The 24845-nt window shown below is 62.1% G+C and carries 20 protein-coding genes and 1 pseudogene; 16 read left to right on the top strand and 5 right to left on the bottom strand.

Annotated features, from left to right (window positions below; genetic code table 11):
• Positions 1 to 155: 155 nt before the first annotated feature.
• The 3 genes from gyrB to dnaA form a co-directional block, all read right to left on the bottom strand.
• A complete protein-coding gene (gyrB, locus tag GNZ13_RS08070) occupies positions 156 to 2630 on the bottom strand; it encodes a DNA topoisomerase (ATP-hydrolyzing) subunit B (RefSeq protein WP_172162133.1) in 2475 nt (824 codons plus the stop codon).
• A 114-nt stretch (positions 2631 to 2744) separates the two neighbouring features.
• Entirely contained in the window at positions 2745 to 3848 is a 1104-nt protein-coding gene (gene dnaN / locus GNZ13_RS08065; RefSeq protein WP_172162131.1) for a DNA polymerase III subunit beta, read from the bottom strand.
• A gap of 219 nt (positions 3849 to 4067) precedes the next feature.
• Positions 4068 to 5696: a chromosomal replication initiator protein DnaA gene (dnaA, locus tag GNZ13_RS08060; RefSeq protein WP_216674750.1), complete on the bottom strand. Its 1629-nt coding sequence runs from the start codon at positions 5694 to 5696 to the stop codon at positions 4068 to 4070.
• Between the two features lie 402 nt (positions 5697 to 6098).
• Here dnaA and rpmH point away from each other — a divergent pair, with 402 nt between their 5' ends.
• From rpmH to GNZ13_RS08035, 6 genes and pseudogenes are all read left to right on the top strand, one after another.
• Positions 6099 to 6233 carry a 50S ribosomal protein L34 gene (rpmH, locus tag GNZ13_RS08055; protein WP_004198824.1) on the top strand — a complete coding sequence of 45 codons (135 nt, stop codon included), beginning with the start codon at positions 6099 to 6101 and terminating at the stop codon, positions 6231 to 6233.
• A gap of 13 nt (positions 6234 to 6246) precedes the next feature.
• Complete coding sequence (gene rnpA / locus GNZ13_RS08050) at positions 6247 to 6744, top strand: ribonuclease P protein component (protein WP_172162130.1); 498 nt, start codon at positions 6247 to 6249, stop codon at positions 6742 to 6744.
• Between the two features lie 106 nt (positions 6745 to 6850).
• Complete coding sequence (gene yidD / locus GNZ13_RS08045) at positions 6851 to 7081, top strand: membrane protein insertion efficiency factor YidD (RefSeq protein WP_007180115.1); 231 nt, start codon at positions 6851 to 6853, stop codon at positions 7079 to 7081.
• 30 nt (positions 7082 to 7111) lie between these two features.
• The gene (gene yidC / locus GNZ13_RS08040) at positions 7112 to 8773 is read left to right on the top strand and encodes a membrane protein insertase YidC (RefSeq protein WP_172162128.1); all 1662 of its coding nucleotides are present in this window, start codon (positions 7112 to 7114) and stop codon (positions 8771 to 8773) included.
• Positions 8774 to 9095: 322 nt separating this feature from the next.
• Positions 9096 to 9470, top strand: a pseudogene (locus GNZ13_RS54615) (hypothetical protein); the annotation flags it as partial.
• A 63-nt stretch (positions 9471 to 9533) separates the two neighbouring features.
• Positions 9534 to 10850 (top strand): hypothetical protein, encoded by a 1317-nt coding sequence (locus GNZ13_RS08035; RefSeq protein ID WP_172162126.1) that lies wholly within the window; start codon positions 9534 to 9536, stop codon positions 10848 to 10850.
• Between the two features lie 105 nt (positions 10851 to 10955).
• Here the strand turns inward: GNZ13_RS08035 and GNZ13_RS08030 are convergent, their stop codons facing one another.
• Positions 10956 to 11423, bottom strand: coding sequence for an XRE family transcriptional regulator (locus tag GNZ13_RS08030; RefSeq protein ID WP_172162124.1), 468 nt, complete (start codon positions 11421 to 11423; stop codon positions 10956 to 10958).
• Positions 11424 to 11770: 347 nt separating this feature from the next.
• On the opposite strand from GNZ13_RS08030, the gene mnmE reads away from it, so the two are divergent.
• The 4 genes from mnmE to GNZ13_RS08010 all read left to right on the top strand — a co-directional run bounded on the left by mnmE (position 11771) and on the right by GNZ13_RS08010 (position 16235).
• Entirely contained in the window at positions 11771 to 13165 is a 1395-nt protein-coding gene (gene mnmE / locus GNZ13_RS08025) for a tRNA uridine-5-carboxymethylaminomethyl(34) synthesis GTPase MnmE (protein ID WP_172162122.1), read from the top strand.
• Between the two features lie 185 nt (positions 13166 to 13350).
• Positions 13351 to 14193: a DNA damage-inducible protein D gene (dinD, locus tag GNZ13_RS08020; RefSeq protein ID WP_172162120.1), complete on the top strand. Its 843-nt coding sequence runs from the start codon at positions 13351 to 13353 to the stop codon at positions 14191 to 14193.
• A gap of 373 nt (positions 14194 to 14566) precedes the next feature.
• Positions 14567 to 15781: a tyrosine-type recombinase/integrase gene (locus GNZ13_RS08015; RefSeq protein WP_172162118.1), complete on the top strand. Its 1215-nt coding sequence runs from the start codon at positions 14567 to 14569 to the stop codon at positions 15779 to 15781.
• 292 nt (positions 15782 to 16073) lie between these two features.
• Entirely contained in the window at positions 16074 to 16235 is a 162-nt protein-coding gene (locus GNZ13_RS08010; RefSeq protein WP_172162116.1) for a hypothetical protein, read from the top strand.
• Between the two features lie 97 nt (positions 16236 to 16332).
• Here GNZ13_RS08010 and GNZ13_RS08005 read toward each other — a convergent pair whose 3' ends face one another.
• On the bottom strand, positions 16333 to 16662 hold the full coding sequence (locus GNZ13_RS08005; protein ID WP_172162114.1) for an ecotin precursor: 330 nt from the start codon (positions 16660 to 16662) through the stop codon (positions 16333 to 16335).
• Between the two features lie 272 nt (positions 16663 to 16934).
• On the opposite strand from GNZ13_RS08005, the gene GNZ13_RS08000 reads away from it, so the two are divergent.
• The 6 genes from GNZ13_RS08000 (at position 16935) to cheB (ending at position 24835) form a co-directional block, all read left to right on the top strand.
• Positions 16935 to 18560, top strand: coding sequence for a methyl-accepting chemotaxis protein (locus tag GNZ13_RS08000; protein WP_172162112.1), 1626 nt, complete (start codon positions 16935 to 16937; stop codon positions 18558 to 18560).
• Between the two features lie 82 nt (positions 18561 to 18642).
• Positions 18643 to 19107 (top strand): chemotaxis protein CheW, encoded by a 465-nt coding sequence (locus GNZ13_RS07995; protein ID WP_172162110.1) that lies wholly within the window; start codon positions 18643 to 18645, stop codon positions 19105 to 19107.
• Positions 19104 to 20576: a CheR family methyltransferase gene (locus GNZ13_RS07990; RefSeq protein WP_172162109.1), complete on the top strand. Its 1473-nt coding sequence runs from the start codon at positions 19104 to 19106 to the stop codon at positions 20574 to 20576. The genes GNZ13_RS07995 and GNZ13_RS07990 overlap by 4 nt, the downstream gene beginning before the upstream one ends.
• On the top strand, positions 20569 to 21252 hold the full coding sequence (locus GNZ13_RS07985; protein WP_172162108.1) for a chemotaxis protein CheW: 684 nt from the start codon (positions 20569 to 20571) through the stop codon (positions 21250 to 21252). The genes GNZ13_RS07990 and GNZ13_RS07985 overlap by 8 nt, the downstream gene beginning before the upstream one ends.
• Positions 21249 to 23801 carry a hybrid sensor histidine kinase/response regulator gene (locus GNZ13_RS07980; RefSeq protein ID WP_172162107.1) on the top strand — a complete coding sequence of 851 codons (2553 nt, stop codon included), beginning with the start codon at positions 21249 to 21251 and terminating at the stop codon, positions 23799 to 23801. Before GNZ13_RS07985 ends, GNZ13_RS07980 begins: the two co-directional genes overlap by 4 nt.
• Positions 23802 to 23818: 17 nt before the next feature.
• Positions 23819 to 24835, top strand: a complete 1017-nt coding sequence (cheB, locus tag GNZ13_RS07975) for a chemotaxis response regulator protein-glutamate methylesterase (RefSeq protein WP_172162106.1) — start codon at positions 23819 to 23821, stop codon at positions 24833 to 24835.
• Positions 24836 to 24845: the final 10 nt, after the last annotated feature.

Genomic DNA, 24845 nt, shown 5'->3' with positions numbered 1-24845 from the left:
GCCCCGTCCGCCAGTCGCAATAACTGACGTCCGCGCGTGCGGCCACTCAGCTCGATCAAAGTCTTGAGCGGTGAGTACCAAGGCTCACGAAAACTTGTCCGATTTTTTCACTTACTTGGCACAGTTTTCACTTTCTGCGGCACCCGACAACAGCCTCAAACATCAATATTCCCCGCCCTCAACGCATTCGACTCGATGAAAGCCCGACGCGGCTCCACATCATCTCCCATGAGCGTCGTAAAGATGCCATCAGCCGCAATAGCATCCTCAATCTGCACACGAAGCAAACGACGCACGGCCGGATCCATCGTAGTCTCCCAAAGCTGCCCAGGATTCATCTCACCGAGGCCTTTGTATCGCTGCTTCGAGATGTTGCGTTCAGCATCAGCCAGCAACCACTTCATAGCGGTCTTGAAGTCGGTAACAGCCATACTCCGCTCACCCCGCTTGATCACCGCACCCGTCCCAATCAACCCCTTAAACGTATTAGCGGTATTGATCAGCTGTTGGTAATCAGCGGTCAACTGAAAATCCTGATCCAGCACAGAAATCTTCTGATTGCCGTGATGAGTCCGCGCAACGCGCAGCGAGCGCAACTCACGCACCGGGTCATACATCGTCGTGACCTTAACCTCAGGCTTCAACGCATCGTCACGCAACTTGGCTTCGAGAGCCGCCGCCGACACTTCAGCCGCTTCCTCACTAGACAGGTCAATCACAACCCCATCCATCACAGCCTCAAGCGCCCCAGCGTCATACAACCGGCTCAACCGATTAACCACAGCCTGCGCCAACAAATAAGCCCGAGCCAACTCACCCAACGCATCCCCAGTAATTGGCGTAGAACCTTCAGAAGCCAACAGCTCCGACCCCTGCAACGCCAGCTTCAGGATGTGAGCATTAACCTCAGCCTCATCCTTCAAATACCGCTCATCCTTACCCGCCTTGATCTTGAACAGCGGCGGCTGCGCGATATAGATATACCCACGCTCGATCATGTCCGGCATCTGACGATAGAAGAACGTCAGCAGCAGCGTCCGGATGTGCGCGCCGTCCACGTCAGCATCGGTCATGATGATGATGCGGTGATAACGCAGCTTGTCGAGGTTGTAGTCTTCCTTGCCGATCCCGCAACCCAGCGCCGTAATCAGCGTCACAATCTGCTCCGAAGAAAGCAGCTTGTCATAGCGCGCCTTCTCCACGTTGAGCACCTTGCCGCGCAGCGGCAAGATCGCCTGAAACTTCCGGTCACGCCCCTGCTTCGCCGAGCCGCCTGCCGAGTCGCCCTCGACGATATAAATTTCCGACTTCGCCGGGTCTTTCTCCTGGCAATCCGCCAGCTTCCCAGGCAAACCAACGCCATCCAGCACGCCCTTACGACGCGTCATTTCACGCGCCTTCCGAGCCGCATCGCGCGCCCGCGCCGCATCCACAATCTTGCCGCAAATGATCTTCGCGTCGTTCGGCGTTTCCAGCAGGAATTCTTCGAGCGCCTTCGCGACCACATCCTCCACCGGCGCGCGCACTTCCGACGACACCAGCTTGTCCTTGGTCTGCGCGCTGAACTTCGGCTCCGGCACCTTCACCGACAGCACGCACGAGAGCCCTTCGCGCATGTCGTCGCCGGCCGTCTCAACCTTCGCTTTCTTCGCGACTTCGTGATCGGTGATGTACTTGTTCAACACGCGCGTCATCGCCGCACGCAAACCGGTCAAGTGCGAGCCGCCGTCGCGCTGCGGAATGTTGTTCGTGAAGCACAGCACGTTTTCGTTGTAGCTGTCGTTCCACTGCATCGCGACTTCGACGGCAATGCCGTCCTTCTCGCCGCTGACGTGGAAAATGTTCGGGTGCAGGACGGCCTTGTTCTTGTTGATGTACTCAACAAAACCCTTCACACCGCCCACAAACGCGAAATCTTCCTCCTTGCCGCTGCGCAAGTCGTGCAGGCGAATCCGCACGCCGTTATTCAGGAACGACAGTTCGCGAATCCGCTTGGCCAGAATGTCGTAGTGATATTCGACATTGCCGAAGATCGTCTCGTCGGCCATGAAGTGCACTTCGGTGCCGCGGTTTTCGGTGTCGCCAATCACCGGAATCGGCGACACAGCCACGCCGTCGATCTCTTCGATCACGCGGTTCTGCGGTACGCCACGGTGGAATTCCATGAAGTGCTTCTTACCGTCACGGCGCACCACAAGGCGCAGCCACGACGACAGCGCGTTCACGCACGACACACCCACGCCGTGCAGGCCACCGGACACCTTGTAGCTGTTCTGGTCGAACTTGCCGCCGGCGTGCAGTTCGGTCATCACGATTTCAGCGGCACTGCGCTTCGGATCGTGCTTGTCGTCCATCTTGAGACCGGTCGGCACACCGCGGCCGTTGTCGGTGATCGAAATCGAGTTGTCCGCGTGGATGGTCACCTGGATGTCGTTACAGTACCCGGCCAACGCTTCGTCGATCGAGTTGTCCAGCACTTCGAACACGAGGTGATGCAGGCCGGTGCCGTCCGATGTATCGCCGATATACATCCCGGGCCGCTTGCGCACAGCCTCCAGACCTTCGAGGATCTGAATGGACGAGGCGCCGTAGCCGCTGTTATCGGGTTGCGAATTGTTCGTTTCAGTCATGGATTTTTTCCGGTTCTGCGTTACTGCAAGGTTGCTGCTCGGGACTTTTCAAAACACCATAAAAACGCCAAAGGGGCGCTGCGCCCCTTGGTGTGTTCTTGGTTTTTGGACGCGTTAGATGCGCATCGGCATCACGACGTATTTGAATTCGTCGTTCTCGGGAATCGTGATCAACGCGCTGGAGCTGGCGTCGCCAAGGCTCACTTGCAACATGTCGACCTTCAGGTTCGCGAGCACGTCGAGCAGATACGTGACGTTGAACCCGATATCGACGCTGTCGCCGTCGTACGCGATTTCCAGTTCTTCCTGCGCCTCTTCCTGATCGGCGTTGGTCGACATGATCTTCAACTGGCCCGGCTCGATGATGCAGCGCACGCCCTTGAACTTGTCCGACGTCAGAATCGCGGCGCGTTGCAGCGAACGCTGCAGTTCTTCACGGCCGATCAAGAACTGATTCTTGTGCGACTTCGGAATCACGCGCTGGAAGTCGGGGAATTTGCCTTCCACCAGCTTCGACACCAGTTCGACCTGGCCGAACGTGAACTTCACCTGCGTCGGCGCGATGTCGATCTTCAGCGTGTCGTCGATGTCTTCCAGCAGACGCTGCAATTCCAGAATCGTCTTGCGCGGAATGATCACTTCCTGACGCGCGAACGAGCCTTCGATCTTCATCGACGAGAACGCCAGACGGTGGCCGTCCGTTGCGACCGCCATCAGCTGGTCGCCGTCCACCACCAGCAGCATGCCGTTCAGGTAGTAGCGGATGTCCTGCTGGGCCATCGAGAAATGGACCATGCCGAGCAGCTGACGGAACGTCTTCTGGGGAACCACCAGGTTCGCGCCGTAGTCTTTAGCCTGAGCGACGGTCGGGAACTCGTCGGCCGCCAGCGTTTGCAGCGCAAAGCGGCTCTTGCCGGATTGCACGGTCAAACGCTTGTCGTTCAGCGTGAGCGTGACCTGCCCGTCGGGCATGGCGCGCAGAATGTCGAGGAGCTTTCTTGCTGCCACCGTGGTCGCGACCGAATCGCCGCCCACGCCGAAATCGGCACGCGTGGCGATCTGCAACTCGAGGTCGGTCGACAGGAACGACACGTCAGGGCCGTTCTTGGTAATCAGCAAATTGGCGAGGATCGGCAACGTATGGCGGCGTTCGACGATGCCGCTCACGGTTTGCAGCGGCCTGAGGAGGTTATCGCGTTCGGTCTTGACCAGTTGCATAGAGTTCCTTCGTTGATATAACGGCCTGCGCGCCTGACTTGCCAGCCTTACAGCGCGCAACCGCGGCTCCCCGCCGGCGCCACGCAGCGCCTGTCACGGCGTGAATTCCGCCCGCGGCCGCCGGGCGGTTAAACCTGTATTGTGCCTGAAAACGGAACCGCTCCCCTAAAATGGGGGCGAGTTTGGAAATAAACAGGTCGAATTTCCCATCCGACCTGCTTAACCTTTCAGCGTTTGCTCCAGCACGTGTAGTTCGTGGTTCAGTTGCGCGTCCGTGCCACGCTCGGCGGCAATCTTGCGCACCGCGTGCAGCACGGTGGTGTGATCACGCCCGCCAAACAGCTCGCCGATTTCCGGCAAACTTTTCTGCGTCAGCTCCTTCGCCAGATACATCGCGATCTGCCGCGGCCGCGCAATGTTCGCCGGACGCTTCTTCGAATACATGTCCGCGACCTTGATGCTGTAGAAGTCAGCCACCGTCTTCTGGATGTTTTCCACCGAAATCTGCCGGTTCTGCACCGTCAGCAGGTCTTTCAGCGCTTCTTTCGTCAGTTCGATGGTGATTTCACGGCCGTGGAACTTCGAGTACGCGAGGATCTTGCGCAGCGCGCCTTCCAGTTCACGGACGTTCGAGCGCAGATGCTTGGCGACGAAGAACGCGACGTCTTCGTTCAGGCTCACGAACTCGGATTGCGCCTTGCGCATCAGAATCGCGACGCGCATCTCCAGCTCGGGCGGCTCGATCGCCACCGTCAGGCCAGAGTCGAAGCGCGAGATCAGGCGGTCGTCGATACCGGAGATTTCCTTCGGATACGTGTCGCTGGTGATGATCACCTGCGCCTTGTTCGCGACCAGCGCCTCGAACGCGTAGAAGAATTCCTCTTGCGTGCGGGATTTGCCGGAGAAAAACTGAATATCGTCGATCAGCAGCAGGTCGAGCGAGTGGTAGTAACGCTTGAAGTCGTCGAACGCCTTGCGCTGGTAGGCCTTCACCACGTCGGACACGTACTGTTCCGCGTGGATGTAGCGAATCCGCGCGCCGGCCTTATCCATTAGAAGCTGGTTGCCGATCGCGTGAATCAGGTGGGTCTTGCCCAGGCCCACGCCGCCGTACAGAAACAGCGGGTTGTACGAGATGCCGGGGTTGTCCGCGACCTGAATCGCCGCGGCGCGCGCCAACTGGTTGGCCTTACCGGTCACGAAGTTGTCGAAAGTCAGCACGGGGTTGAGCTTCGAACGCTCGTACATCGAGTCGTTCTCGCCGTTGCCGTTCGAGCTCGCGCTTTGGCCCGGACGCCACGTGCGGCGTGCGGCCGCGGCTTCATTCGCGTCGAGGCTAGGGAGATCGAGGTCGGCGGCATCTTCGGCGGCCGCGCGTGCGTTCGCGTTGTGGTCAGCCGCAGCGCGTGCATTCGCGTTGAGGGTCGCCATCGCGCTGTTCGCGCCATTGGCGCGCGCGGCCTGCGACGCTTGCACGGCGCCGACGGCAGCGTCCACCGCGGCACCGCCGCCGTTCGAACTAGACGAATGGCCAGCGCCCATTGCGCCAGACGGTCGCGACGGAGCCGGCGCCGACGTCGCCGCGGGGGCACGCATGCCAGCTTTCGGGTCCAACACAAATTGCACATCGACCGGCGCGTGCCAGAAATCACGGGCCATATCCGAGATCCGGCCGGAGAACTGGCTCTTGACCCAGTCGAGCTTGAAGCGGTTCGGCGCAGCGATGCTAAGCGTGTTCGCAGCGGCGTCGAAGGCGACCGGGGCCAACGGTTTGATCCACGTAACGTACTGCTGGGGCGTAAGCTCACGCTCCAGCAATGCGGAACAGTGTTGCCAGAAATCGTTCATCGAGTTGCTGTCGTTATGGTGTGCACGGCGGTTCGCCGCTGCCCCTGTCGCGCATACGCAACAAGGCCCTGAGCAGCTAGGCCGAACCAGGCGCAATGGCTCCAGGCGCTTGTGCCACAAGGGTTTGCGGGGCAAGCGAGCCGGAGCGGCGTGCAGAATTTTTGGGAAGTAAGGCGAGATTCTACCGCCAAAACGTCGGCGAAAGGGAGTTATCCACAGGGACCGATCATCCGACGAAGTCTTCTTGGGGCCAGCCCGAACCAGGCTAAACTATTGACGGCCAAAAGAAAACCGGTTTAAATAGCGGGTTCCGCGAAAACCAATTCTGTAAACCTCCGGCCATTGCCGCTTCAGCGATGATCGTGCGGTTAATTTTCGATCAGTCGATCAAGTGAGAGCAACATGAAACGTACTTACCAACCTTCCGTTACCCGTCGCAAGCGCACCCACGGCTTCCGCGTTCGCATGAAGACCGCAGGTGGCCGCAAGGTCATCAACGCACGTCGCGCGAAGGGCCGCAAGCGCCTCGCCATCTAAGGTAGCGAGCGGATTGCGCGCTCCGTCTGTGGCAGGCGATGCCCGCGGTGAAGCGGGAGCGGCAGGGGCGCCGCGACAGGGCTCGGTTCCGTTGCGAGCGCAAGCCGCCTTCCCCAAAGCCGCAAGGCTACTGAAAACGGATGAATTTTCATCCGTTTTTCGTTTGCGTCCGTGGCGCCGCACCGCACACTTCGTGGTGTACGGCCGGCCTACCGGCAATGACGCTCGCTTAGGTCTCGTGATCGGCAAGAAGTATGCGCCGCGCGCGGCCACGCGTAATCTGGTACGTCGACTCGCGCGTGAGGCCTTCCGGCTGCGTCGCGCGGAATTCGGCGGTTGGGATGTGTTGCTGCGTTTGCACACGCGCTTCGACAAGAAGGCTTTGCCGAGCGCCTCGTCGCCACCGTTGAGGGCGCTGTGCCGCAGCGAGATAGAGGCGCTGCTCGACAAGGCAGCGCGCGAAATTGTCCGTCGCGAGGCGCCGCCCGCGGAAGCGCCCAAGACGGAATGACGCTCAAGTGAGCGCCCACTTTGCAGTTCAGGCCGCTCCGGCGGCCCTGCTGGGTGGGCGTCACCCGGTACTCCACGTTGCGCGGCGCCGTTAGGCCGCACCAGTCATGCAAACGGTACTCATCGCTTTACTGCGTTTCTACAAGGTTGCTGTGAGCCCTATGCTCGGCAACCGGTGCCGTTTTTACCCTTCCTGTTCTGATTACGCGCGCGAAGCAATCCAGTATCATGGCGCCGCGCGCGGGACTTATCTCGCCGCCAGGCGTATTTGCCGCTGCCACCCGTTTTCCGCGGGCGGCATCGATCTCGTCCCGCCTCCCACTTCTGAAAAGCGCTGACGCGCCGTTCCATCGACACTGAGACAACGCATGGATATCAAACGCACCGTCCTATGGGTCATCTTTTTCATGTCAGCGGTCATGCTGTTCGACAACTGGCAACGCGACCACGGACGCCCGTCGATGTTCTTCCCGAGCGCCAACCCGACCAAGACCGTCGGTAGCGCCGCACCGGGAACCACGACGCCGGGAACCCAGTCCGCCGATCTGCCGGCCACCAACGCAGCAGCAGCGCCGGGCAATGCGCCGGCAGCGGCCCAAGGCCAACTGATCAGCTTCAGCACCGACGTCTATAACGGCGAGATCGACACCCGCGGCGGCACGCTGTCGAAGCTGTCGCTCGTCAAGCAAGGCGACGGCAAGACGCCGGATCTGGTTATCACGCTGTTCGACCGTACCGCGAACCACACGTATGTGGCCCGCACCGGTCTGCTCGGTGGCGATTTCCCGAACCATAACGACATCTACACGCCGGTGCCGAACCAGCCGCACGATCTGACGGGCGACGCCAAGTCGTTCCAGCTCAGCCTCGAGTCGCCGGTGAAGGGTGGCGTGAAGGTCATCAAGACCTACACGTTCACGCGCGGCAGCTATGTGATCGGCGTCGACACGAAGATCGAGAACGTCGGTACCGCGCCGGTCACGCCGTCGGTCTATATGGAACTGGTGCGCGACGACACGCCGGTGGAAACGCCGCGCTTCTCGCACACGTTCATCGGACCGGCTGTCTACACTGACCAGCACCACTTCCAGAAGATGACGTTCAGCGACATCGACAAGAACAAGGAAGACTTCGTCAATTCGGCCGACAACGGCTGGATCGCGATGGTGCAGCATTACTTCGCGTCGGCGTGGATTCCGCAGCAAGGTGCGAAGCGCGACATCTATGTCGAGAAGATCGATCCGACGCTGTATCGCGTCGGTGTGAAGCAGCCGGTGGCGACCATCGCCCCGGGCCAATCGGCTGATGTGTCCGCGCGCCTGTTCGCCGGTCCGGAAGAAGAGCGCATGCTCGAAGGCATCGCCCCGGGTCTGGAGCTGGTGAAGGACTACGGCTATGTGACGATCATCGCGAAGCCGCTGTTCTGGCTGCTCGAAAAGATCCACAGCTATGTCGGCAACTGGGGCTGGGCGATCGTGCTGCTCACGCTGCTGATCAAGGCCGTGTTCTTCCCGCTGTCGGCAGCAAGCTACAAGTCGATGGCGCGCATGAAGGCGATCACGCCGCGTATGCAAGCCCTGCGCGAACGCTTCAAGGGCGATCCGCAGAAGATGAACTCCGCGCTGATGGAGCTGTACAAGACCGAGAAGGTCAATCCGTTCGGCGGCTGTCTGCCGGTCGTGATTCAGATTCCGGTGTTCATCTCGCTGTACTGGGTGCTGCTGTCGTCGGTTGAAATGCGCGGCGCTCCATGGGTTCTCTGGATTCACGATCTGTCGCAACAGGATCCGTTCTTCATCCTGCCGGTGCTGATGGCCGTCTCGATGTTCCTGCAGACCAAGCTGAACCCGACGCCGCCGGATCCGGTTCAAGCCAAGATGATGATGTTCATGCCGATCGCGTTCTCGGTCATGTTCTTCTTCTTCCCGGCCGGTCTGGTGCTGTATTACGTCGTGAACAACGTGCTGTCGATCGCCCAGCAGTACTACATCACGCGGATGATGGGTCAGTCGAAGACGAAAGCAGCCTGATTGATGTCTTGCCTGCAGCGGGCGGTGGTATCGCCCGCTGGCCGACAAGCAGAAGCTGGTTGTAAAAAAGCCGCCCGGTTTGCGCCCTACCCGTACCACAAAGGTGTTGGTAAACCGAGGCTGATTCCCTAGAATCCCCCGTAAACGTTACGTTTCGGGGGATTTGCTTTTGCCGGAAATATCTACGGGAGACGGCGAGCCGCCTTCTCCGCCCTCAGAAACCCCGCCTGCCGAGCCTCCAGCAGGCGGAGCGCGCGTCAATCGGCCCGTCGCGGGTACCGCTCGGTCCGGCGTGCCCCGCATTCCGCCCGAGGTCGACGGGATGCAGGTCAATTTCTGCAAGAACGCCGCCTGCGTGAACTTTGGCGTGCTGCCCAAGGAGACCAGCAAGCGAGGTCGAGGCTCCGGCAGTCACGACACCTATTTGCTAACCGGCGGCTCCAGTAAGCGGGGAACACCCAGACCGAGGTTGCAATGCAAGATTTGCGGAGATACGCCGCCTCTGAAGTCGAATCAGGCAATCGCTGAGGAGGTGCGGCGACTGACGGCTTACCTTGCGGGCGAGCAGGAGCCGTCATGCCCCAATGAGGCTTGCGCCAATCACGCCATCGGGGTTGGCACCCATCCACGGGCTTACCAGCGGCACGGTACGACCGCACATGGCTCGCCCCGATATCGATGCAAGGCTTGCCAGCGGACCTTCGCGGTCGGCGGCCCAACAACGCGTCAGAAGAAGCCTCACGAGAACCGTGAGATATTCATGGAACTCGTGAACAAGGCTCCATTCCGCCGCATCATGGAGAAGCGCGATATCAGCGCCTCCACGTTGTACTCGAAGGTGGATTTCCTCGCGCGGCAATGCGAGCGTTTCGTCGGGGAGCGCGAAGCGCGGCTTACGGAGGGCCTTCCGCTCGGCCGCCTGTCCGTGTCAGTCGACCGGCAGGACTATTACACGAACTGGACCCGGCGCGAGGACAAGCGAAGCATCCCGCTGCACGCCGTGGTGTCGGCCGACAACCGCAGCGGCTACGTATTCGGGGCCCACATCAACTTCGACCCTCGCTTCAACCCGGAAGACGTCGAGACCGATGTGCGTTTGGATGACGACGACAAGCACCCGCAGGAATACCGACGAAACGCGAGGTTCTGGCTGAAGAGCGATTATGAAGTCTCAGTCGCCGCCAGTCTGAGCCGGCGTCGCCATATCGGGCGCGAGACCGTTCTGGACGACGCAGCCGCCGCGTACGCCAACGTAGCGGACCGGGACGACGTCGAGGTCGCTGACGAATTCAACAGTCAGTTAAGGCTGCCCGAAACGGGGATGCAGGTCCACGGCCAGTACACCCTCTACGCTCACTTCCAGGTGCTCAAGCGCCTGCTTGGCGGGGCCAAGAGCATCACGTTCTACCTTGACCAGGACTCGGGCATCCGTGCAGCGTGCTTTGCAGCCTTCCGTGAGCGTATCCAGGCAGGTACCGCTCACGCCTTCTTCGTCTCGATAAAGAAAGACCTCACAAAGGGCCAGAAATTGAAGGCCTACAACGAGGCGCAGAAGCGTTTCTTGGACGCCGTGAATCGCATGGGCGGGGTCGCTAACGACTTCGACGCCAAGATTCAGCTCATCAAGGAACAGTTTCCACTGATGAAGGAAATCGGCAAATACGGCGACCGTTGGCTGTTGCACCCGCTGCCGACGATGAACGAACCCGAAAAGGCTTTGTGTCATCTGACCGCTCGACCCAACGCGCCCCTCCCCGAAGACCGATTGGCCGCCATGTACCTGTTCGGCTCCATGTATGGCGCGGACCGCTTCCTCGAACTGGTCCGGCGACGCCTCAGTCCGCTCGAACGAGCACTGGGCAGCTCAAGCGCGGCCGGCCGCATGTGGTACGGCTACGCGCCCTACAACCCGCAGATTATCGAGAAGCTTCTGCTTATTCTCCGGGTCTACTGGAACTATTGCTACGTGCCAAAAACCAGCAAGGACGGGAAGACGCCGGCCGAGCGGCTTGGTTTGGCCAAGGGCAAGGTCCGAGTCCAGGACATCGTCTATTTCGACCCGAACGCCGCGAACTGACGAAAAAAAGCGAGCCTCCGAAGAGGCTCGCCATAATCAGTCGTCCGGGCTCGTTTACCAACACCTTTGTGGTACGGGTAGGGTTTGCGCCGGGCGGCTTTTTTTTTATGACTCGGCCGATGGGCCCTTATCTTTCGACGCGTCTTCAGACGCGGCGCCGGTTTCCTGTTGCGTGCCGCCGTCAAATTCAGTGATCAGTTCTTCCACCAGATTGCGCTGCTTCGGCGATAAACCCGCGAACCGGTTAGCCATCTGCGTAACCAGCTCGACCGTTTCCGGCGTCAGCGGATACTTCTCGCCACGGGCAAGCGGTTTAGTCTTGCCGGATGGCGCGGGTCCGTAATGCAGCCAGTGAACGTCTTTTTGCAGCCATGCGGCTAAAACCTGCAACTTATCGCGCTTGGGAATCGTCGTACCCGCGAGCCATTTGTGCGCGGTTTGCGGTGAGACGGCAGGGCCACTGCTATAGAGCAGATTGAATTCCCTGGCTAAATCAGTCCCACCCTTAATGTCTTTGGGGAGTGAGTCTTTCAGCCGTTTGGCGAAAGCTGCTTTTTCTTTGGAGGTCGGCATGGGCCCGATTGTGCAATTCGGCGCATACTCAGTGGACAACCATTCGCGCTACTTTATAGCTCAAATAAGCTATTTTTAACCTGAAATCGCCACCGAATAACGCATTTAACGATTTCGCCGAATACCGTCTTTTCCTTGTGCAGCGTGCGTTTTAGGCATTCTGGCGCGTCCGTCTGTCGCAATTGTGTCTTAAGCTATCTTAGCTTGTGTAAGATAAATCTTCATTTGTCTTATGAAAATCACGCCACACTAGGAATCCGGCCCGGGTCCAGAGCCAGAGGATGCCCGCGTTACAATGCCCGGCGCCCGCTCATGCGCATTCAATCCCTTCTGATAGCCTCGTCCCCATGCTCGCCACCGATTCCGATCCCATCGTCGCCATTGCCACCGCACCTGGCCGAGGCGGAATCGGGGTCGTGCGGATTTCGTGCGGCCGTGCCGGGGAAGCCGCCGCGCAGCCGCTGATACAGGCACTCACCGGCCAGGCGCTCGCGCCACGGCACGCGAGTTATGTGGCCTTCCTCGACGACGTCGGCAACGCGCTCGACCGCGGCATCGCGCTGTACTTTCCGGCGCCGCACTCCTACACCGGCGAGCATGTGCTCGAGCTGCAAGGCCACGGCGGTCCGGTTGTGCTGCAACTGGTGCTGCAGCGGTGCATCGACGCCGGCCGTGCGTTCGGTCTGCGTCTGGCCGAGCCGGGCGAATTCACGCGGCGCGCGTTTCTCAACGACAAGCTGGATCTGGCGCAAGCGGAAGCCGTCGCCGATCTGATCGAAGCGAGCACCGAGGCCGCCGCACGCTCGGCGGGCCGCTCGCTCGATGGCGCGTTTTCGCGCGATATCCACGCGTTGGTCGAAGAGGTCATCACGCTGCGGATGCTGGTCGAAGCGACGCTCGACTTCCCGGAAGAAGAAATCGACTTTCTCGAAGCCGCCGACGCCCGCGGCAAGCTCGCGCGGATTCGCGAGCGCCTCGCGCACGTGCTGAGCGAAGCGCGCCAGGGCGCATTGCTGCGCGAGGGTTTGTCGGTGGTGCTGGCGGGGCAGCCGAACGTCGGCAAGTCATCGCTGCTGAACGCGCTTGCCGGCGCGGAGCTGGCTATCGTCACGCCGATCGCCGGCACGACGCGCGACAAAGTCGCGCAGACGATCCAGATCGAAGGCATTCCGCTGCACGTGATCGACACGGCCGGCCTGCGCGATACCGAAGACGAGGTGGAGAAGATCGGCATTGCGCGCACGTGGGGCGAGATTGAACGCGCGGACGTCGTGCTGCATCTGCTCGATGCGCGAACCGGCATGAACGCCGAAGACGAAACGATCGCTGGTCGCTTCCCGAGCGGTGTGCCGGTGGTGCGCGTGTTGAACAAGACCGATCTGGCAGGGCTCGCACCGACCGTGACACCGCTGGATGCGGATCTGGATCTCAGCGAAGTGCGGCTGTCGGCGAAACAGGGCGATGGCGTTGCGTTGCTGCGTGAGGAATTGCTGCGCATCGCCGGCTGGCAGGCCGGCGCGGAGAGCGTCTACCTCGCGCGCGAGCGGCATCTGATTGCGCTGCGCGCGGCCCAGGAGCATCTGGCGACGGCTGCGGCGCACGCCGATCAGAACGCTCAAGCGCTGGATCTGTTCGCCGAGGAACTGCGCCTCGCACAGGACCAACTGAACTCGATCACCGGGGAATTCAGTTCGGACGACCTGCTCGGGGTGATTTTCAGCCGGTTTTGTATTGGCAAATAACTGTCGCCAAGCGACGACCAAAGCTCCGCAAGCTATACCGTCTAATTCCGCGTACGGCGTCTGCGCGCCTGCGCAAGATAACCAACGCCTGTACAAAAACACAGTACTTGGGTCTACAATGACCCGCAACTATCGCCAGGCGATGGCAACCCAACATCTCTCGCATGACCAAGCCGGAGCCGCCTATGTTGAATAGCAAGCCCATCACGGCGCTGCACCACCGCACCTTTGAGAGCGTCAAACAGGTAACCGAGGACGACGCAGAGTTTTGGTTCGCACGAGACCTTGCGCCTCTGCTTGACTATCCGCAGTGGCGCAACTTTGTGCCGGTGTTGGAGAGGGCGCGTGAAGCCTGCCACCAAAGTGGACAACAGGTGGAATACCATTTTGCGGACATCCGCAAAATGGTCGAGATCGGCTCCGGTGCACAACGCGCTGTCGATGATGTGCGTCTGTCCCGCTACGCCTGCTACCTGATCGTACAGAACGGCGATCCGTCGAAACCTGTTATCGCTAACGGGCAAACCTACTTTGCGATGCAGACCCGGCGTCAAGAACTCGCGGACGATGCCAAGTTTGCACAGCTCGGCGAGGCCGAAAAACGCCTTGCGATTCGCAACGAGATGGCGACCCACAATAAGCACCTGGCCGCCGCCGCAAAGGGTGCAGGCGTCGAAACTCCGATCGATTACGCCGTCTTCCAAGATCATGGCTACAAGGGCCTATATGGTGGGCTTGGCAACAAAGAAATTCACGCCAAGAAAGGCCTGAAGAAAAGTCAGAAGATTCTCGATCACATGGGCAGCGCAGAACTTGCGGCGAATTTATTCCGCGCTACCCAGACTGAAGAGAAGCTGCGGCGCGAGGAGATCAAGGGTAAGCAGCGCGCTAACCAGACGCACTTCGAGGTTGGCAGCAAGGTGCGCCAGACGATCCAGGAGCTTGGTGGGGCCATGCCTGAAAATCTGCCGACGCCGGAAACAAGCATCAAGCAGGTTGAGCAAGCGCAGAAGAAGCTGAAGAAATGAAACCCGGCCTTGATGGCTGACGATCAAACCGCGCCTAGCTCGACGGAGCGAAAACCGGGTTCCCTTACCTGTGTCGACCGATAGCCTCAAGCAAGTTGCCGCCTCGTACCGTTTCATGTCTCAGTCGCTCGACTGGGGAGTTCAGTTCGGACGACCTGCTCGGCGTGATTTTCAGCCGGTTTTGCATCGGCGAGTAGAAAGCGTTGGCTACTTTTGCGTGAAAGGCTTATCTGGCATGCCCGGCGTGAACTTTTTACGCGGTCTTCTGAACGCCCACCGAACGCCATCTGTCGACCTAAATCTTCATATTTCTTTGGTACACAGAAGACAGCCGGTTTAAAATCGCCGCTGTCCGTGTATCAAACAATCCGCCATGCCCAAACTAGCCGCCCCCCTCACCGAAGCGCAGATCCGCGCGCTTGAACCGCGCGCCACCCGATATTGCGTCGCGGACGGCAACGGCCTCGTGATCGAAATCATGACGACGGGCACCAAGGTGTGGCGCTTCCGCTATTCGCTGAACGGCAAGCGCCAGCCGCTCGTCACGATCGGCGACTACCGGATGATTTCGCTGCGGGTCGCGCGCGCCAAGGCGCAGAAGTACGCGGAGATGGTCGCGAGCGGCGTCTCGCCGGTGGCGACGGCGCGCCGCGACCGCGGTGCGGAGAGCAAGATCGAGGTGCTGCGCGAGGGCGCGGAGCTCTATCTCACGACGGAGATGGCCGGCAAGTCGGCGGAGTATCAGCGCACCACTCGGCGCGCGCTCGAAAAAGATGTTCTCCCCGCCATTGGCGCCAAGCCGATCAAAGCCGTGACGGACGACGATATCCGCGCGATTTGCGATCAGATCAAAAGCCGTGGCTCGCCCAAGATGGCGCTGCACACGCGCAACGCGGTCAAGCGGCTCTATGAGTACCTGATCGCCCGGCAACTCGCCACGGCCAATCCGGCTGAGCTCATCCCGGCACGCTTCATCGCGACGCCGGACAGCCGCACTCGCGTGCTCGCTCCAGACGAAATGGGCGCCATGCTCCGCGCGATCTATGCATCGAACATTCGACGTCCGCTGAAATTGGCTTTGCACCTGCTTGTGCTGACGATGGTGCGGAAATCGGACATCGTCGAGGCGGCCTGGTCCGAATTCAACCTCAGCGCAGCGCGATGGACGATCCCCGCCGCGCGGATGAACAAGGGCCGCGAGCATGTGGTGTATCTCTCGCATCAGGCGGTCGCCCTGCTTCGCGAGCTTCGGGACACGAAGACCAGCCGGACTTTCGTATTTCCGAGCGTCAGGGGCGACGACCGGCCGATCGCAAAGAGCACGCTCAATCAGGCCGTCAAATCGCTCGGGCTCGACGTCGAGCATTTCGTCCTACATGACTTTCGACGCACCGCCGCGACCCATTTGCGCGAAATGGGGCAACCTTCGGACGCGATTGAAAATGCGCTGGCGCATACCATCAAAGACGCCCCGGACGGAGACGACCACGCTGAGCAGCATGCCGCAGAACAGCGTCGAACCTTGCAACTGTGGGCGGATTTCGTCGACGCCCAGATCGAGAGCGGCCGAAAAGGCATGATCGGCTAAGTGCGGCAGGTATGGCAAACGCGGCAGGTGTCAGACCGGTTGCCGCGGCTCACCTGACCCTTTGCCAACGACACGCTTGATGGTACACAGTTAAATAAACATCATCCGCAAGCACCCGTCTGAACAAAGAAAAATATCTTGTTCACTAGGTTCTCAATCGCCCTGCATCGCGCCCCATCAGCCCATTCACGTCAATCCCGCCGCGCTGGCACCCAACCCATCACGACGTCCTTTTTTCCCGCCGTTCATCGTCTAAACTGAAGCATGGATGCAAGCCGGGACGGAGGCTCCCATGTCTGAATCGTTGATGGCTTATTTGTTGGGACCTTTGGTGATGCTGGTCGTCGGCGTAGCTATCTGGGCCGCGTCCCACTATCGCGAAAAGACGAAGCCGGAGCGCCTCGAGCGCTGGCTCGACACGCACTATGCGGAGTGGCTGCATCACAAGCACTGAGTAGAGACACCCAACAAGACAAGGCCGTCGCAGCGTGCGACGGCCTTTTTCTCTGGTGCGCGCGAACATCGAGACTGCGCGCGCCCGCGCATTTCATTTACCAGCCCGGTTGAGGCTGCTGCGGGTACCCATCATATTGGGCGGGCGGCGGCGCACCGCACGCGACATACGCACGCTGGTACTGGTCATAGCAGTATCCCGGCGGCGGCCCCGCATACACGGGCGCCTGCTGATACACCGGCTGCGCATAGACCGGCTGCTGGTAAGCGACCACCGGCGCCGGATTCAACACGGACGTCACCACCGCGCCCAGCAAAGCGCCGCCGATCAGCGCACCGACCACGTCGCCGCCATCGCCATGAGCCGACGCCTGACCCGCCACGCTCAGGCTCCCAACCACCAACAACGCCACCGCAATCTTTTTCATGTTTCGCTCCCGCCGTTCAGGCATGGAACAGATTGTGTAGGGCACGCGCGGAAATAGATGCTGCAGTTGGTAACCGGGCATTACGGGCGTAACGCCAAGGTGTGAACAGGTGCCACGCCGACCGCCATCCATTCCCACGATCAATGTAAAATTCGCCGCATGACCCGTCGGACAAATCCGACGACCCGCAAAGCTTTCCGATCCTTCGACCCCGAGACCAACAAGTCGACATCGGACGTCGAGACCAAGCCAAAAAGTTAAGGGGCGTGCGCGTGAAACAATGGACCATCCGGCAACGGATTCTGTGCAGCTTCGGGATCGTGCTGATCGTGATGCTGGCAATGGCAATCGTCACTTTCGAGCAACTCGGCGGCATCGACCGCGACGCGAAGAGCCAGCAGCAGGACTCGATGCCCGGCCTCTACTACGCGACCGCAATGCGCTCGGCCTGGTTCGAGAACTACACCGTCACGCAGCGTCTCATCTATGTCGATGAGGACCCGGATTCCGTCAAGCGCGACACCGCCCGTTTGCAAGAGACCCAGCAGACGCTCCAGAAGCTCCTTAACGACTACGGCGGGACCATCTTCCGCGAGGACGATCGTGAGCTCTTCAACGATTTTCGCCAACAACACGCACAGTACCTGCCAATCCAGGCATCGCTGTTGAACGTCCTGCCGGGTTCGAAAGAGGGCGCCGTCCGTATCTCCAACGCGCAGCTCACGCCGATCTGGGAAACGGGCCGCCTCTCGTTGCGCAAGCTGGTCGACAACAACAAGACTTACGCCGACCAATCCGCCGAAAGCATCCGCAGCTCGGTCGAGACGACCCGTATCGTGCTGCTCGCGACACTGCTGATCACCGTCGTCGCCGCCGTACTGGCGGGTTACTGGCTGCTGCGCGCAGTCACCACGCCGATGGCGAAGGTGCTGCAAGTCGTCGACGTAATGCGCACGGGCGACCTCACGCAACGTCTGCAACTGAACCGCGCGGATGAAATCGGTGCGCTCGAAGCCGGCTTTAACCGCATGACCGACGAGCTCACCGCGCTGGTCGGCCAGGCGCAGAAGTCGGCAGTCCAGGTCACCACGTCGGTGACGGAAATCGCCGCAACGTCGCGCGAACAGCAAGCCACCGCGAACGAAACCGCGGCGACGACCACCGAAATCGGCGCCACATCGCGCGAAATCTTCGCGACCTCGCGCGATCTGCTGCGCACCATGAACGAAGTCTCCGAAGTGGCCGGCCAGTCGGCGGCACTCGCGGGCACCGGCCACGCCGGTCTCGCCCGCATGGAAGAGACCATGCGCCTCGTGATGGAAGCGGCCGGGTCGGTCAACGCGAAGCTCGCGATCCTCAACGAGAAAGCCAGCAACATCAACCAGGTCGTCGCCACCATCACCAAGGTCGCGGATCAGACCAACCTGCTCTCGCTGAACGCGGCGATCGAAGCGGAAAAAGCCGGCGAATACGGCCGCGGCTTCGCGGTCGTGGCAACCGAGATTCGCCGCCTCGCGGACCAAACCGCCGTGGCGACCTACGACATCGAACAGATGGTCAAGGAGATCCAGTCGGCGGTCGCTGCGGGCGTGATGGGCATGGATAAGTTCTCCGAAGAAGTACGGCGCGGCATGCTCGACGTGCAGAACGTGGGCGGCCATCTCACGCAGATCATCCAGCAGGTGCAGGCGCTCGCGCCGCGCTTCTCGATGGTCAACGAAGGCATGCAGACGCAAGCCACCGGCGCCGAGCAGATTACCCAGGCACTGACGCAGCTCTCGGAGGCCGCGCAGCAGACGGCGGAATCGCTGCGCCAGTCGACCCAGGCCATCGACGATCTGACCCACGTCGCCAATAGTCTGCGCACCGGCGTATCGCGCTTTAAGGTGGTGGCCTGACGCGCCGCGGCGGGCTCGTTCAGGCACGCACGCTGAAGCAAACCACCCCCACGCCACCCGATCCCAGCCAAAGCCCATACCGATGCTCTTCATCCTCTTCACGCTCGATAGCGAACGCTACGTGATCGACGCGACGCAGGTGGAGCGTCTGATGCCGCTCACGCCGCAGTCGCCGCCGAAGACGATCCCCGGCGCGCCGTCGTGGGTCGCGGGTGTGCTCGATCACGAAGGCGCGCCGCTGCCGGTGATCGATCTGCCGGCGCTCGCGCTCGGCCGGCCCGCTGCGCAGTTGATGTCGACGCGCGTCGTGCTCGTGCGCTATCCGCATGCGGGCACGGTACGCTTGCTCGCGCTGCTGCTCGAAGGCGCAACACGCACCATCCGCCTCGCCGCCGACGCGTTTCATGATGCGGGCATCGACATGCCGCACGCGCGCTATTTGGGCCCGGTCGCGAGCGAAGCAGGCGGTCTGGTGCAATGGATTCGCGTCGAGCATCTGCTGCCCGACGATGTCAAAGCCCTGCTGTTTCCCGAGGTGCACGCATGAACGCGCACCACGACAACGCGCCGCTCTATCGACGCTTCACCGATCTGTTGCATCGAACCATCGGGCTCGATGCGGCGTCGCTCGGTCATAGCGCGATCGAACGCGCGGTTGATCAGCGCGCCGCCGCCTGGTGCGCGGACGGTCACGCCGACGCCACCCTTGCCGACTACTGGGAAGCCGCGCAAGCGTCGCCCGCCATGGTGCAGGCGCTGGTGGAAACGGTAGTGGTGCCGGAGACCTGGTTTTACCGCGACGCCGACGCGTTCAAAGCGCTCGCGCGCCTCGCGCACGAACGCCTTGACGAGCGCGGCACCGCGCTGCCACTGCGGATTCTGAGCCTGCCCTGCTCGACCGGCGAAGAGCCGTACACGATCGCGATGACGCTGCTCGATGCCGGCATCGACACCGCGCACATGCGCATCGACGCAATGGATATCAGCGAGCGCTCGCTGGCCGTCGCGCAGCGCGCCGTGTACAGCCGCAACTCGTTTCGCGGCAATGCGTTCCCGTTTCGCGACGCCCACTTCACGCGCACCGAAGACGGCTGGCGTCTCGCGCCGCGCATCGTCGACACGGTCCGGTTCTCGCACGCCAACCTGATGCAACTCGATGCAACGGCGCTCGGCGTCTACGACTTCGTGTTCTGCCGCAACGTTCTGATTTATTTCAACCGCGACGCACAACAAACGGCCTTGCATGCGCTCAACGACGTGCTGGCCGAAAACGGCACGCTGTTCGTCGGTCCTGCGGAAACCGGGCTGTTGATGCGTCATGGCATGCAGTCGGCGAAGATTCCATTGGCGTTCGCGTTCCACCGCCCTGCGCCCGCTGAAGTGCAGCTCAACGGCTGGCACACCGCGCCGCTCGCCACCGCTGCGGCACTCGCGATGACGCATTCGCCAGTGCCCACGCTCGCGCCTCTGCAAGTGTTCTCTGCAGAGCCTTTCGCGTGGCCCGATTCGGTTGCGCGCACACCGTTCAGCACTGGCTCGCCGCGTACGTTTTTCAACGGTACGCCGCAGCACGCGAAACTGAACGATATGCTGCAACACACGCCGCCTAACGGCATGTCGGAACGCATGGTCAACCCGTTGAAGGCCACGTCGCAATCGCACGATCCAACGCAGCCGCAGATCACCTCGCCGACCAACGCAGCCCGCGACACACTGCAAGCCGCGCACGCGCTGGCCGACGCGGGCCGTCTGACGGAAGCCGCGAACGCGATCAACGTCTATCTGGAACAGCACGCACCTCACGCCGAGGCGTTCTACCTGCTCGGTGTGCTGGCCGATGCCAGCGGCGATACGAACCTCGCGCGCGGCCAGTATCGCAAGGCGCTCTATCTCGACCCGCAGCACGCCGAAGCGCTCGCGCATCTGGCGACGCTGCTCGAACTCGAAGGCGATCGCAACGGCGCGCGTCTGTTGATGCAACGCGCGTCGCGCGCACAGGGAGCGCAACGTGGTTGACGACCGCACGGTCACCTTCGACGATTGCTGGAACCGCATCGGCGTGCGCGGCGATTCGTCGTGCGAGCGGCTGGTCGAATATGTGCGCTGTCTGAATTGCCCCGTGTTCGAAGCGGCCGCGGCCAAGTTGCTGGAGCGGCCGATTCCGCTCGTGGATCTCTCGCTGCATGACGCCGGCACGCCGGCGCTACAGCAACGACACGATCCGCAAGGTGCGAGTGAGTCGTTCCTCATTTTCCGCATCGGCGGCGAATGGCTCGCGCTGCCCACGCCGATCTTCAAGCGCATCGTGCAGACGCGGCCGATTCATACGTTGCCGCACCGGCAGCATCGCGCGGTGCTGGGCGTGGTGAATGTACAGGGCGACTTGCTGGTGTGCCTGTCGCTCGCGCTTCTGCTGGGTTTCGAGGCCGACACCACCGCGGGCGACGACAAAGCGCGTCACGATCTGCCACGTTTGCTGGTGGTCTCACGCGCCGAAGAGCACGCGGTGTTGCCGGTCGATCAGGTCGACGGCGTGCATCGGATCGCGGTGTCTAACTTTTGTCCACCGCCCGCAACGCTCTCGCAAGCCGCCGCTGCGCATACGCGTGCCGTGGCCCCGTGGCGCGGCATGACGGTCGGGCTGCTTGATGCCGATGCATTGTTCGACACTTTGAACCGGAGTCTCGGATGACGGACGACCCGCGCCGCCCGTCGCTGATCGATCTCTTCCGCGAAGAAGCGCGGACCCAGGCACGCGTGCTCAACGACGGCCTGCTCGCCCTCGACCGTACGCCGCGCGATGCCACCGCGCTCGAAGCCTGCATGCGCGCGGCTCATTCGCTGAAGGGCGCGGCGCGTATCGTTGGCGTGCAGGTTGGTGTCGAACTCGCGCACGCGATGGAAGATTGTTTCGTCGCGGCGCAGGAAGGGCGCGCGTTGCTCGATGCCGCCTGGATTGATGAGTTGCTGCGTGGTGTCGATATCGTTGCGCGCATCGGCAATGACGAGGACGAGTCGGCGCGTGATGCGGTTAGCGTGTGTGTGGCGTCGTTGCAAGCACGTATGGCGGGTGTTGTGCCGCATGGCGCGGCGATGCGGCGAGATGCTGTGCCGCCGGCTGCCTCTGCGCCTGCTGCGAGTCCTGCTCGCATCGCCGGATATACGTCTGCGTCTGCATCCAGCGTAGCCATCGAACCGCAAACCGCATCGACCAGCGCTGATCACGACGCTGACGCCGCATTCAATTTGCTAGCCAATGCCCTGCGCGCCGAAGCGACGCCTGCATCAACCGCATCAGTCAGCACGGCCGCAAGTGCCTCCGCGGCCGAGTCTGCTCCTGCAAGCGCCTCAGCGTCCGCCTCTTCAACCCCGTCTGCTCCTGCAAGTGCCTCAGCGTCCGCTGCCGCGACCGAGTCCGACTCTGCAAGCGCCCCTGCATCCACCGCCGCAACCGCATCCACCTCGAACGAAGCAAGCCTCCCAGCCACAGACCCCGGCCGCATGCTGCGCGTACGCGCCGACAACCTCGACCGGCTGCTCTCCTTATCCGGCGAATCGCTGGTCGAATCGCGCTGGCTCAAACCCTTCGCGCAATCGATGCTGCGCGTCAAGCGCGTCCAACGCGACGGCTCGCGTGCGCTGGATCAGTTGCACGAAACGCTCGCCGACCTGAAGCTCGACCCGCGCGCGCACGCCGCGCTCGAAGAATTGCGCCGCCTCACAGCGGAGTCGCAGCATCTGCTCGCCGAGCGTCTGGCCGATCTGGAGAGCTTCGACCGCCGCTCGACGCATCTGTCGCAGCAGCTCTACGACGCCGCGCTGCAATGCCGGATGCGCCCCTTCGGCGACGGCACCAGCGGTCTCGCGCGCATGGTGCGCGACGTCGCGCGTTCGCTTGGCAAGAAGGTGCGCTGGCAACTGGTCGGCGAATCGACTCAGGTGGACCGCGACATCCTCGATCTTCTCGAAGCGCCGCTCGGCCACATGCTGCGCAATGCGATCGACCACGGCATCGAAACGCCGGCGGTGCGTCTCGCGCACGGCAAGCCCGAAGAAGGCACGCTCACGCTCGACGCGCGCCACACCGCCGGCGCGCTGCTCATCACCGTCACCGACGACGGCGCGGGCATCGACGTCGACGCATTGCGCGCCTCGATTGTCCGCAAAAAACTGGCGAGCGCTGAAACGGCCGCGCGCCTGTCCGAGACCGAACTGCTCGAATTCCTGTTCCTGCCCGGCTTCTCGCTGCGCGATCAGGTCACCGAGGTCTCGGGCCGCGGCGTCGGACTCGACGCCGTGTACGACGTCGTCAAGCGCGTGCGTGGCACGGTGCGCATCACGCACGAACCCGGCCTCGGCACGCGCGTGCAGTTGCAGTTGCCGCTCACGCTCTCGGTGATCCGCAGCCTGCTCGTCGAAGTCGCGGGCGAGCCGTACGCCGTGCCGCTCGCGCATGTGAACCGCACGCTGCACGTGAGCCGCGCGGAGATCGAATTGCTCGAAGGCCATCAGCACATCGCCTTCGACGGCCGCCGCATCGGCGTCGTCACCGCGCATCAGATTCTCGACACCGCGCCGCCCGCCAACGAAGCCGACACCGTCAGCATGATCGTGATCGGCGACGGCGAAGAAACCTACGGCGTGGTGGTCGGTCGTTTTCTCGGCGAGCGGATGCTGGTGGTGCAGCCGCTCGACCCGCGCCTCGGCAAGATCAGGAACATCACCGCGGGCGCCTTGATGGAAAACGGCGACCCGGTGTTGATCGCGGATGTCGACGACTGGCTGCGCTCGGTCGAAAGGCTTGTTGCGGGCGGCGATCTGAAACACACGCAGCACGGCACGGCCCTCGCCGCCCGGCGCGTCACGCGGCGCGTGCTGGTGGTCGACGATTCGCTCACCGTGCGCGAACTCGAACGCAAGCTGCTGGCTACGCGCGGCTACGACGTGACGATCGCCGTCGACGGCATGGACGGCTGGAACGCGGTGCGCGGCGAGCGCTTCGACCTCGTGATTACCGACATCGACATGCCGCGCATGGACGGCATCGAACTCGTCACGCTCATCAAACGCGATCCGCAACTGCAGACGCTGCCGGTGATGATCGTCTCGTACAAGGATCGTGAAGAAGACCGCCGCGCCGGCCTGAACGCGGGCGCGGATTACTATCTGGCAAAAGGCAGTTTCCATGACGAAGCATTGCTCGACGCAGTGCGCGATCTGATCGGCGAAGCTTACGGTTAAACCCACGGGTAAAACGGATGAAAATCGGAATCGTCAATGACCTGCCCCTCGCCGTCGAAGCACTGCGCCGCGCGCTTGCGGTGCGCCACGACTACGAGGTGCTGTGGGTCGCGCAGGACGGCCAGCAAGCGGTTGATTTCTGCACCGCGCAGCGGCCCGACATCGTGCTGATGGACCTCGTGATGCCGAACGTCGACGGCATTGAAGCCACGCGCCGCATCATGGCGCAGGCGCCGTGCGCGATCCTGATCGTGACCGTCGACGTGGGCGCGAACGCGTGGCGCGTCTACGAAGCGATGGGCGCGGGCGCGCTCGATGCAGTGGATACGCCCTCCCTGAGCGGCGCGGACGCGCACAAGAGCATCGCCACCCTGATCGCGAAGATCGACAGCATCGCCGCGCTGGTGGCGGAGCGCAACGCGCCTGGTGCCGCGGCAGCGGCGGAGCCCAGAAGCGCGACGAATCGCGACACGCCGCTGGTTGCGATCGGCGCTTCGGCGGGCGGCCCGTCGGCACTTGCCACGCTGCTCGCCGGCTTGCCGAAGGATTTCCCGGCGGCGATCGTCGTCGTCCAGCATGTCGACGCGGCATTCGCCGCCGGCATGGCCGACTGGCTGAACCAGCAGTCGGCGCTGCCGGTGCGGATCGCCAGCGAAGGCGACCGGCCGGAAGCAGGCGTCGTCCTGCTCGCCGCCACCGACGATCATCTGCACCTGAAATTGCCTAACGTGCTCGGCTATACGAACGTGCCAGCCGAAACGCCCTACCGGCCTTCCGTCGACGTGTTTTTTCACAGCGTTGTGGCACGCTGGCCGGCGCGCGCGATTGGCGTGCTGCTGACCGGCATGGGCCGCGACGGCGCGATCGGACTCAAGGCGATGCGCACCAAGGGCTACCACACGATTGCGCAGGACGAGGCGACCTGCGCCGTGTACGGCATGCCGAAGGCGGCCGCGGCGCTCGACGCCGCCGCCGCGATCCTGCCTCTGCCCCGTATTGCCGCTGCGCTCGCCGCCGCCGTTGGCGCCAAGTAGCCGCACTTTA

Origin of the sequence: Paraburkholderia elongata, from assembly GCF_013177735.1 — a bacterium.
In the GTDB taxonomy this organism is placed as follows: Bacteria; Pseudomonadota; Gammaproteobacteria; order Burkholderiales; family Burkholderiaceae; genus Paraburkholderia; species Paraburkholderia elongata.
This window is presented reverse-complemented; position numbering and strand designations above follow the sequence as displayed.

What these genes read in the sequence shown, in the direction of transcription:
- gyrB (WP_172162133.1), bottom strand. Translation starts at nt 2,630, where the DNA reads ATGACTGAAACGAACAATTCGCAACCCGATAACAGCGGCTACGGCGCC.
- dnaN (WP_172162131.1), bottom strand. Translation starts at nt 3,848, where the DNA reads ATGCAACTGGTCAAGACCGAACGCGATAACCTCCTCAGGCCGCTGCAA.
- dnaA (WP_216674750.1), bottom strand. Translation starts at nt 5,696, where the DNA reads ATGAACGATTTCTGGCAACACTGTTCCGCATTGCTGGAGCGTGAGCTT.
- rpmH (WP_004198824.1), top strand. Translation starts at nt 6,099, where the DNA reads ATGAAACGTACTTACCAACCTTCCGTTACCCGTCGCAAGCGCACCCAC.
- yidD (WP_007180115.1), top strand. Translation starts at nt 6,851, where the DNA reads ATGCAAACGGTACTCATCGCTTTACTGCGTTTCTACAAGGTTGCTGTG.
- yidC (WP_172162128.1), top strand. Translation starts at nt 7,112, where the DNA reads ATGGATATCAAACGCACCGTCCTATGGGTCATCTTTTTCATGTCAGCG.
- GNZ13_RS08035 (WP_172162126.1), top strand. Translation starts at nt 9,534, where the DNA reads ATGGAACTCGTGAACAAGGCTCCATTCCGCCGCATCATGGAGAAGCGC.
- GNZ13_RS08030 (WP_172162124.1), bottom strand. Translation starts at nt 11,423, where the DNA reads ATGCCGACCTCCAAAGAAAAAGCAGCTTTCGCCAAACGGCTGAAAGAC.
- mnmE (WP_172162122.1), top strand. Translation starts at nt 11,771, where the DNA reads ATGCTCGCCACCGATTCCGATCCCATCGTCGCCATTGCCACCGCACCT.
- dinD (WP_172162120.1), top strand. Translation starts at nt 13,351, where the DNA reads ATGTTGAATAGCAAGCCCATCACGGCGCTGCACCACCGCACCTTTGAG.
- GNZ13_RS08015 (WP_172162118.1), top strand. Translation starts at nt 14,567, where the DNA reads ATGCCCAAACTAGCCGCCCCCCTCACCGAAGCGCAGATCCGCGCGCTT.
- GNZ13_RS08010 (WP_172162116.1), top strand. Translation starts at nt 16,074, where the DNA reads ATGTCTGAATCGTTGATGGCTTATTTGTTGGGACCTTTGGTGATGCTG.
- GNZ13_RS08005 (WP_172162114.1), bottom strand. Translation starts at nt 16,662, where the DNA reads ATGAAAAAGATTGCGGTGGCGTTGTTGGTGGTTGGGAGCCTGAGCGTG.
- GNZ13_RS07995 (WP_172162110.1), top strand. Translation starts at nt 18,643, where the DNA reads ATGCTCTTCATCCTCTTCACGCTCGATAGCGAACGCTACGTGATCGAC.
- GNZ13_RS07990 (WP_172162109.1), top strand. Translation starts at nt 19,104, where the DNA reads ATGAACGCGCACCACGACAACGCGCCGCTCTATCGACGCTTCACCGAT.
- GNZ13_RS07980 (WP_172162107.1), top strand. Translation starts at nt 21,249, where the DNA reads ATGACGGACGACCCGCGCCGCCCGTCGCTGATCGATCTCTTCCGCGAA.
- cheB (WP_172162106.1), top strand. Translation starts at nt 23,819, where the DNA reads ATGAAAATCGGAATCGTCAATGACCTGCCCCTCGCCGTCGAAGCACTG.